Origin of the sequence: Phenylobacterium sp. (assembly GCF_036495085.1) — a bacterium.
Taxonomy (GTDB): domain Bacteria; phylum Pseudomonadota; class Alphaproteobacteria; order Caulobacterales; family Caulobacteraceae; genus Phenylobacterium.
This window is the reverse complement of record NZ_DASXNL010000047.1, coordinates 1-8,167: the sequence shown is the minus strand read 5'-3', so window position 1 is coordinate 8,167 and position 8,167 is coordinate 1. Positions and strand designations below refer to the sequence as shown.

Here is an 8,167-nt window from a genome sequence, read left to right as displayed (position 1 = left end):
CAGAGGTAGAACGTCAGCTTCCCAAGCTGAATGTCGTGGGTTCGATTCCCACCGGCCGCTCCAATTTTTCAAACACTTGGCGGATAGCGGCTTTGGTCATTTTGGGTCGTTTTGGTGCCATTTTACCAAAGTAGCGTTCATGTTTTGTCTCAACTCTCAGCGCGGCCTTAGGGCGCAAACAAGTCTAAGCCCCGCTGGTGGATTGATGCTGACACGTAGGGGTCTGTTGAAAGTCCGGTTCCTGGCGCGACCTCAATTTCGGTTTACGACCCCTGAGCCGACCTCAGCCCGAGAGGATGTCGACCTGATCTTTCCGCACCCACCCGGACGCACAGTGGGGTGTGCGACGGACATCGAGGCCAGCCGGGGTGCCTCCTCTGCAGGGGCGGCCATGCCCCTTGTAGACCACGCCGAGCCACTCCCCGCTTTCGCTACAGACGAAGACCTGATCGCCCCGCCGTAGCTGACCTACCGTCTTATTGCCGCGCGTGGGGCCGTTCAGCACACCGACGACGTAGTGGCCTTTGATCTCGGCTGCGTTGCAGAGTTCACCCTTCACTGATCCTGAAGGAGGCAGTCGACCATCCCAGACGGCAACGGATGGTGCGGCCTGAGCTTGGGTCGAGAGGAGCGTCAGGGCGACGGAAAGGGCCAACTGCCTCATTTAGCCAGAGTAGTCCGGCTCCGTCCGCAATCCAGCCCTCAACCGACCTCGGGTTGTTGGCTGCCTGGCCCAAGGTACGGTTTCGGGCGAGACGCAAAAGCCCGCTCACGACCCCTTGCCGCCTTCAGGGACTGTTGATCGGGTCCGCGGAAATCACACGCCCTTGGCGGTCAAGCTGGACGACGAAGTAGCTCGGGATAGCTGGCGCGAACGAGCCGCGATAGCCTAGCTCATAGCTACAATCGTTACCGAAGCCGTAGGGCATTGCGTCGCCGCATCGACCACGCCAAGTCGGCTGTCCGAGGATGGCGCGCGCCTGAGCCTCGGAGATACCTGGCCGAACGTGGCTGGTGGCCTCTTCGAGCCTACGGTCTCTCCACACGCCGAATGCTACGGGCTTCGAAGGCGCCGTGCCGGAGGTGACGGGCCGGCCGAGCTACCATCCCGGCCTGCTGCTGAAGATCTACGTCTACGGCTACATCAATCAGATCGCCTCGAGCCGGAAGCTGGAGCGCGAGGCTGGGCGCAACGTCGAGATGATGTGGCTGACCGAGCGGCTGGCTCCGGACTTCAAGACCATCGCCGACTTTCGGAAGGACAATGGCCCGGCGATCCGCGCGGCTTGCCGCCAGTTCATCGCACTGTGCCGGAAGGTCCGTCCTTCACTAGCTGAGTGGCGCAATGTCCGACATGGGCGATCTGGTGCGATCAACACCTCAGCGTCAGCCGCAGCCCACCGCGGAGGTGCGCTCCGACATGGTGCGGGAGAACATAAGGTATTTCAAATAGTTAGTGCTCAAACCGTCGGCGGAGATGGCCGAAAAACTAATTCTTTTCAGATGATTGGGGAGTCGGCTAAGAGTCACTCCTTCGGAAATCCGACAATAAAATCAGTGTACTGGCGTTCTCAAGAACGTCAGCTTTTTTTACAAACCGACGTCCCCAACTGCGACACCTTTTGCAAACCGAACATGTAAGCCATTGAATTGTCATTGAAAATTCTCCAAGAACGCCAGCTTTCTAGGCTGTCGCTCTGATCTTTGTTCTTGGCGAGTCCGCGCTGCCGTTTTCGTTCGCGCCAACGCTCAAGCTCGCCCACCGATTGAGTCCTGACGTGTTGGTCGAGGCCGATCCCGCGATGATGATGCTGTGAACGACGTGGCCGCGTTGCTGCAGCACGGGGCGCTTGCCTCCAGAGCCTCACTGATCAGTTCCAATGCGAACCCATGGGGCCGGGACGGAAGGTCCGTGCTGGCCTCCGAAGGTCAGCAACGGATCGTTAGCCCGCGCTGCCTTGCCGCCTGAATCCTGACGTTCAGCCTTTCGGCCTGGGAGCGGACGTCCGCAAGTTCCGCAGAGGGTGTAGAACGCGGACAACGCGTCAGCCCAGCAGGCGCTCTGTGGCACCGTTATGAACGAGGAGGGCGGCCCCTGAACCCTACACGCCCTCTTCCGGCACACCCCGATGCATCACGGCGAACAGGGCGGCCAGTGCGCAGCCCGTGACGATGCCGGCCGTCAGGTCTTTGAGCAACGTCAGGCTGAATGTGGCGAGCAGCACCGCGGCGGTGCGCCAGTTCTTCAGCAGCCGGACGCACTCACCCTTCTCGGCCATGTTCCAGGAAACGACCACCAGCAGTCCGGCGAGGGCCGCAAGCGGCACGAAGCTGGCCAGCGGGGCGGCGACCAGCATGAAGAGCAGCAGGAAGGCTGAATGCAGCATGCCGGAGATCGGGCTCGCAGCGCCGGCCCGGATGTTGGTGGCCGTCCGGGCGATCGTGCCGGTCACGCTGATCCCGCCGAACAGGCATGAGGCGATGTTGGCGAAGCCTTGGGCGACTAGTTCCATGTTTGAGCGGTGCATGCGGCCGGTCATGCTGTCGGCGACCTTTGCCGAGAGCAGGCTCTCGATACCGCCCAGGAGCGTGAAGGAGAGCGCAGTCGGGAAGACCCGGCGCATCAGGTGGGGCGTGACCGGCGGCAATCGGGGCGCCGGCAGCCCGTGCGGCACGCCGCCGAAGCGGCTGCCGATGGTGACGACGTCAAGGTGGCCGAGCCAAGCGAGGATCGAGGCGGCGGCGACAGCGATCAGCATGCCGGGCCAGGACGGCTTCCATCGCCGCAGCGCGAAGATCAGCGCCGCGACCCCGGCGCCGAGCGCAAGCGCCGTGGGATTGAGCGTGGGCAGAGCGTGGCCAAGCGCGACGATTTTGGGGATTATCGGTCCGGGCTCGGCGCCCGCGACCGTCAGGCCGCCGAGGTCTTTCAGCTGGCTGGCCAAAATGGTGACGGCGATGCCCGCCGTGAAGCCGACGGTCACGGCATGCGGGATGTGGCGGATCAGCGAGCCCAGCCGAAGGGCGCCAACAATGGCCAGCATCAGGCCAGAGAGCAGCACAGCGAGCATCAGTCCGTCGACGCCGAAGCGGGCGACGGTGGCGGAGACCAGGACGATGAAGGCGCCCGCAGGCCCGCCGATCTGGAAGCGGCTGCCGCCGAGCGCCGAGACCATGAAGCCGCCGACGATCGCGGTGTAGAGCCCGCGATCCGGCGAAACGCCGGAAGCCACAGCGATGGCCATGGAGAGCGGCAGGGCGACGATGCCGACGGTCAGGCCGGCCATGAGGTCGTGCTGCAGCGAGGAGCGCCCATAACCCTCATTCAGGACGGTGACGAGCTTGGGCTTGTAGAGATGCGCGGTGCGGGCTCCGTTGGACATGGCTAGGCCACTGACGCTTTGTCCGGCGCGCGGCGCGGCGGCTCGCGCAAGGTGGGGCTGGTCGGATCGCGCAGCCGAACGCCTCGACCGCCCCCAGAGCTGACCGCATTTTCCTTGATCAACTCTACGCCTTCACGCTCGAGCGCCTCGACCACCTTGGTCAAGCTCTCGACGACGCCCCGCACATAGCCGCTGCCGGTCGCTTCCATGCGCTGGATAGTCGGCAGGGAGACGCCGGCGAGCTCGGCGAGGGTGCGTTGGTCAAAACCGAGGAGGGCGCGGGCGGCGCGAAGCTGGGCGGGAGTGAGCATCAGGGGTGATGTATCAAATATCACATTAGATGTTGAGTCGCGTTAGATAGTACCCGCTCGTCCGGGTGCGCCGGCGGAAAATGACCGCCGTGACGCCGTGCGCCAGCCTGAAGGCAGCGCCAGTGGTCGAAAGAGGCGCCGCGGCCGGATAGGCTCGCCGAGGTCCTTCGATGATCTGGAGTGTCCGATGCCCGAGCTTGCCGACCCATTCCGCCGCCGCATGCTGGGTGCGGCTGTGATGGCGGCCGCTGTCGCCGACGTTCCAGTCGCGTCAGCCCAGGCCGTGGCCGCGCCGCGAGCAGCCGTCGAGCTTCCGCCGCTCCGGCGCGTAAAAGCCGACGTGGTGGAGGTCGCCTACGCGGAGTTCGGGGCGCCGAACGGGCCGGTCGTGATCATGCTGCACGGGTGGCCCTACGACATCCACGCCTTCGCCGAGGCCGCGCCGCAGCTGGCGGCCAAGGGCTTCCGGGTAATCGTCCCGCACCTGCGGGGGTACGGCGAGACCCGCTTCCTGGCGGCCGAGACGATACGAAACGGCCAGCCGGCGGCGGTCGCGCGCGACACCGTGGCGATGATGGACGCGCTCGCCATCGACAAGGCGATCCTGGCCGGCTTCGACTGGGGCGCGCGCAGCGCCAACATCATCGCGGCGCTGCATCCGGAGCGCTGCAAGGCCCTCGTCTCGGTCAGCGGCTATCTGATCGGAAGTCAGGCTGCCGGCCGCAACCCGCTGCCGCCGGAGGCGGAATTCCAGTGGTGGTACCAGTTCTACTTCGCCACCGAGCGGGGCCGCCTCGGCTACGATAAGAACCGGCATGACTTCGCCAAGCTGATCTGGCGCCTGGCCTCGCCGATGTGGACCTTCGACGATGCCACCTTCGACCGTTCCGCCGCCGCGTTCAACAATCCCGACCACGTCGCGATCGTGATCCACAACTATCGCTGGCGGCTCGGGCTGGCCGAGGGCGAGGCGCGATACGACGCAGATGAGCAGCGCCTGGCCGCCGCCCCCACGATCGGGGTTCCGACCATTACGATGGAGGGGGACGCGAACGGGGCGCCGCATCCGGAGCCGGCGGCCTACCGCGCGAAGTTCACGGGCCCCTACGCCCACAGGACGATTAGCGGCGGCATCGGCCACAACCTGCCGCAGGAAGCGCCGGACGCCTTCGTCAAAGCCGTCTTCGACGTCGCTCATCTCTAAGCCCGGTTGAAGCGGGCGGCATCGAGGGTTCCTCAGCGGCGGCTATCCCATCCCCGAACATCGTTCGAAAGGTGGGGTCGCGAACCTGAGGCGCGCAATCTTTTCGGGCGCGCCGACGTCGAGGCGCCGGACCGTCCGCGACGGGCCGCAGGTCCCTCGCTTAGAACGTGACGGTGGCGCGGGGCGCTTTACTCCCAGTACGCGCGTCCTGATGGACTTATGCTCAACGGTCACGTTTGCTTGGCCGCATAACTCAGGAGAGCCTTGATGGCGCCCGGACTCACGCGTCGGCGTTTTTTGGAAGCTTCGGCGACAACGCCCGCAGGCGCCGCAATCCCGCAGCATGCCCCCTCGGCGGGCCGCCTGCAGCAGTCGGTGTGCCGCTGGACGCTGCCCGGTTCGCTGCCGGAGGTATGCCGCCGTGTGAAAGCGATTAGGCTGCAGGGCATCGACCTGCTTTACCCGGAGGAGTGGGAAGTCGCGCGGGCGGCGGGCCTCACCTGTTCGATGGGGTATCCAAGCCGGCGCAAGAACTTCATCGCCGACGGTTTCAACGATCCGAGCCTGCACCCGATTTTGATCGAGGAGATCAACACCGCGATTCCCCGCGCGGCCCAGGCGGGCGTGCCCAATCTCATCGCGATGTTCGGCAACCGGCGCGGCCGCAGCGACGCCGAGGGCGTCGCAAACTGTGTGGCGGGTCTGTCGAAGGTTGCGCCGGTCGCTGAGAAGTACGGCGTCACCGTGTGCGTGGAGCTTCTGAACAGCAAGGTCGACCACCCCGACTATCAGGGGGACCACACCGCATTCGGCGTCGCGGTGATGCGACAATTGAATTCGCCGCGAGTGAAGCTTCTCTACGACATCTACCACATGCAGATCATGGAGGGTGATGTCATCCGCACCGTGCGGGATCATCAACAGTGGATCGGGCACTTCCACACCGGCGGCGTACCCGGACGGCACGAGATCGACGACGCACAGGAAGTGAACTATCGCGGCGTGGCGCGCGCGATCGCGGATCTGAGCTTCTCGGGTTACGTGGCGCACGAATTCCTAGCGCTCGGAGAACCCTATACAGCGCTCGCCGCGGCGCACCGCACCTGTCTGGTGTGAGCGCGTTCGCGGCAGAAAGCCGAAATCCGCCGACGGGCGAAATTGGACTGCCCAAGGCTGTCTCAGGCGCGGCTCCGTGGCCTTCGGCTTGTCTTCCGGACGGCGTTGAACAGCGCAATGGCGGCAAGCGCACCCAGGGCCGCGAGGCCAGAGCCCACGATCACACCCGGTGCAGCGGGCCGATGCGGACGGACGGCGAAGCGATGGAAACGTATGCCATCGGAGGCCCACCACGCGCCGGAGGACCTATGGAAGCCGTGTCGGTCGAATGCCCCGGCGGCTTGGCGCGCGAGATCCGCGGCGTCCAGCGCCGTGCGGCGGGTGACCAGGAGCTCGGTGCGTGGCGCAACTGCCCTCGGGTCTTCGTTCAGTAACCAGCTCTCGCGCACGACCGCGAACACCCGCCCGAGCGACGGGCCTTCCTCGAGGATGGGGGCGTGAGCGAGAAAGCGATCGACGTCCTTTGGCATCACACCCTGAAATTGCTTCGAGGCCGAGACGATCCTCAAATCCTCGTGCTCGCCTCGGCGAGCTACGTCCAGCTATCTAAGCCGATGGGATCAGTGACGAGTACCCCCATTAGAGACTTCTTCGACCGACCTCTGAGTCAGACGCCTGGTCGGACTGCGAGACCTCCCGCGCCCAGCGACGACGACTAGAACCCGCGCTCGTCGAGCCAGGCGGTCACGGCCGTCACCGCCGCGGGAAGAAGGTCGGGTCGCTCCATGTAGTAGTGATCCGCGTCCTTGATCTCGATGAAGGTCTTGTCCTTCGACGCCAGGCCCCCAAACAGCCGGGCGGCGTGGCTCGGCGTACAGGCCAGGTCGGCAGAGTTGTTGATCGTCAGGGTGGGGCAGCTGACGCCTGCGCCATTCTTCTCGCCGTGGGCGCGGCTCTCGTCGTAGCTCCATTGAGACAACCAGGACCGCAGGGTCGTGAAGCGTCCCAGGCCAACCGGCCCGTCATTTGCGATACGCGGCTCGCCCAGGTAGCAGGTGTAGGGCTTGCGGTCGGAGGGGTCCTGCGTCGGATCGGTCCAGCGCACGTCGCACATGGTCCCATAGACCACGAACGGGCGCTCCATATCCGAATCGCCGGAAGCCTTGAGTCTGGCCAGGGTATCCTTCGCGCGCGCCGTGATCCGGCGGTTGCGCGCGATCTGCGCCTCCCGGAAGCGCGCGACGAAGGCGGCGTCGTAGGGCGCCTGGTTCGGACAATCCGCGGCATAGATGTTGAGATCGCGGTCGCGCTCGAAAGGCCCGTCCTCGTCGAGGATCGAAGGGTCGATCCATTCGGTCATCGTCACCGAACGGCTCACGTGCGCGGCCAGCAGCAGGATGGCGTCCGCCGGCTGCAGACCGGCCGCGACGAGATCGACGGGATCGCCCGCGGGCGTCTCGGTGATCGTCGGCCGCTCGGCCTGATCCTGGTAGAACAACGACAGCGAGCCCCCGCCCGACCATCCGCCCAGCACCACCTTCTCGTAGCCGAACCGGGTCTTCAGGTCGGCCACGCACGCGCCGAGGTCGAGGACACACTTCTCCAGGATCAACGCCGTGTCGTTCCCGCGGTATCGGGTGTTGCAGTAGATGACGTGTCGCCCGGCACGGGCCAACGCCGTGACCATCGGCAGGAACGAGCCACCGCCGATCGGGTGGCTGAACAGGATTACGGTCTTGGAGCCGCCCGTCTCCGGCCGGATACGCATGCATTCGACAAAGACGTGACCATCCGGACCGCCGTAGGTTTCCTTGAGCCGGGTCTTCTCGGCGTAGGAATAGCCATAAGGCTCTCGAACGACTTTCATGTCGGCTCCGTCCGGCGGGCCGGAATTGGCGCCGGCGGCCCGAGCCTGCGGCGCAAGGTGAGATGTCCGCCAGGTCGATCTTCCTCAGCAGGAGCCAGGAAGATCTGGAACGGCCGGCGTCAGTGCGCAGGCTCCAGCACCTTGCGCTTCAACGGAACCGGGCGACCGTTCGCGTCCATCGGATCGACCAGCAGGTCGCTCTCAGCGAAGGGACGAACCAGCGCCGCCAGCTCCAGCTTGATGCCGTTGGGATCAGTGAAATAGACGGACCGAATCCAGGTGTCCTTGGTCGGTTCGGCGGGGTGGCTGTCCGGACCGTCGGAGTGATTGATCACGTGGCAGTCGA

The 8,167-nt window shown here is 65.2% G+C and carries 7 protein-coding genes and 2 pseudogenes; 3 read left to right on the top strand and 6 right to left on the bottom strand.

Going from position 1 to position 8,167, the window contains the following annotated elements; genetic code table 11:
- Nucleotides 1–283: 283 nt before the first annotated feature.
- Entirely contained in the window at nucleotides 284–664 is a 381-nt protein-coding gene (locus VGI62_RS06480; protein ID WP_331503585.1) for a hypothetical protein, read from the bottom strand.
- Nucleotides 665–1,059: 395 nt separating this feature from the next.
- Between VGI62_RS06480 and VGI62_RS06475 the strand changes: the two are divergent.
- Nucleotides 1,060–1,320 (top strand): annotated as a pseudogene (locus VGI62_RS06475) (transposase); the annotation flags it as partial.
- A gap of 782 nt (nucleotides 1,321–2,102) precedes the next feature.
- Here the strand turns inward: VGI62_RS06475 and VGI62_RS06470 are convergent.
- Nucleotides 2,103–3,383 (bottom strand): SulP family inorganic anion transporter, encoded by a 1,281-nt coding sequence (locus VGI62_RS06470; protein ID WP_331503584.1) that lies wholly within the window; start codon nucleotides 3,381–3,383, stop codon nucleotides 2,103–2,105.
- 2 nt (nucleotides 3,384–3,385) lie between these two features.
- Nucleotides 3,386–3,694, bottom strand: coding sequence for a helix-turn-helix domain-containing protein (locus VGI62_RS06465; RefSeq protein ID WP_331503583.1), 309 nt, complete (start codon nucleotides 3,692–3,694; stop codon nucleotides 3,386–3,388).
- Between the two features lie 187 nt (nucleotides 3,695–3,881).
- Here VGI62_RS06465 and VGI62_RS06460 point away from each other — a divergent pair, with 187 nt between their 5' ends.
- Both VGI62_RS06460 and VGI62_RS06455 read left to right on the top strand, forming a co-directional pair.
- On the top strand, nucleotides 3,882–4,898 hold the full coding sequence (locus VGI62_RS06460; RefSeq protein ID WP_331503582.1) for an alpha/beta hydrolase: 1,017 nt from the start codon (nucleotides 3,882–3,884) through the stop codon (nucleotides 4,896–4,898).
- A 267-nt stretch (nucleotides 4,899–5,165) separates the two neighbouring features.
- Nucleotides 5,166–6,014, top strand: coding sequence for a hydroxypyruvate isomerase family protein (locus VGI62_RS06455; protein WP_331503581.1), 849 nt, complete (start codon nucleotides 5,166–5,168; stop codon nucleotides 6,012–6,014).
- 62 nt (nucleotides 6,015–6,076) lie between these two features.
- Here the strand turns inward: VGI62_RS06455 and VGI62_RS06450 are convergent, their stop codons facing one another.
- The 3 genes and pseudogenes from VGI62_RS06450 to VGI62_RS06440 all read right to left on the bottom strand — a co-directional run.
- A complete protein-coding gene (locus VGI62_RS06450; protein WP_331503580.1) occupies nucleotides 6,077–6,484 on the bottom strand; it encodes a hypothetical protein in 408 nt (135 codons plus the stop codon).
- Between the two features lie 185 nt (nucleotides 6,485–6,669).
- Complete coding sequence (locus VGI62_RS06445; RefSeq protein WP_331503579.1) at nucleotides 6,670–7,821, bottom strand: alpha/beta hydrolase; 1,152 nt, start codon at nucleotides 7,819–7,821, stop codon at nucleotides 6,670–6,672.
- Between the two features lie 119 nt (nucleotides 7,822–7,940).
- Nucleotides 7,941–8,167 (bottom strand): annotated as a pseudogene (locus VGI62_RS06440) (hypothetical protein); the annotation flags it as partial.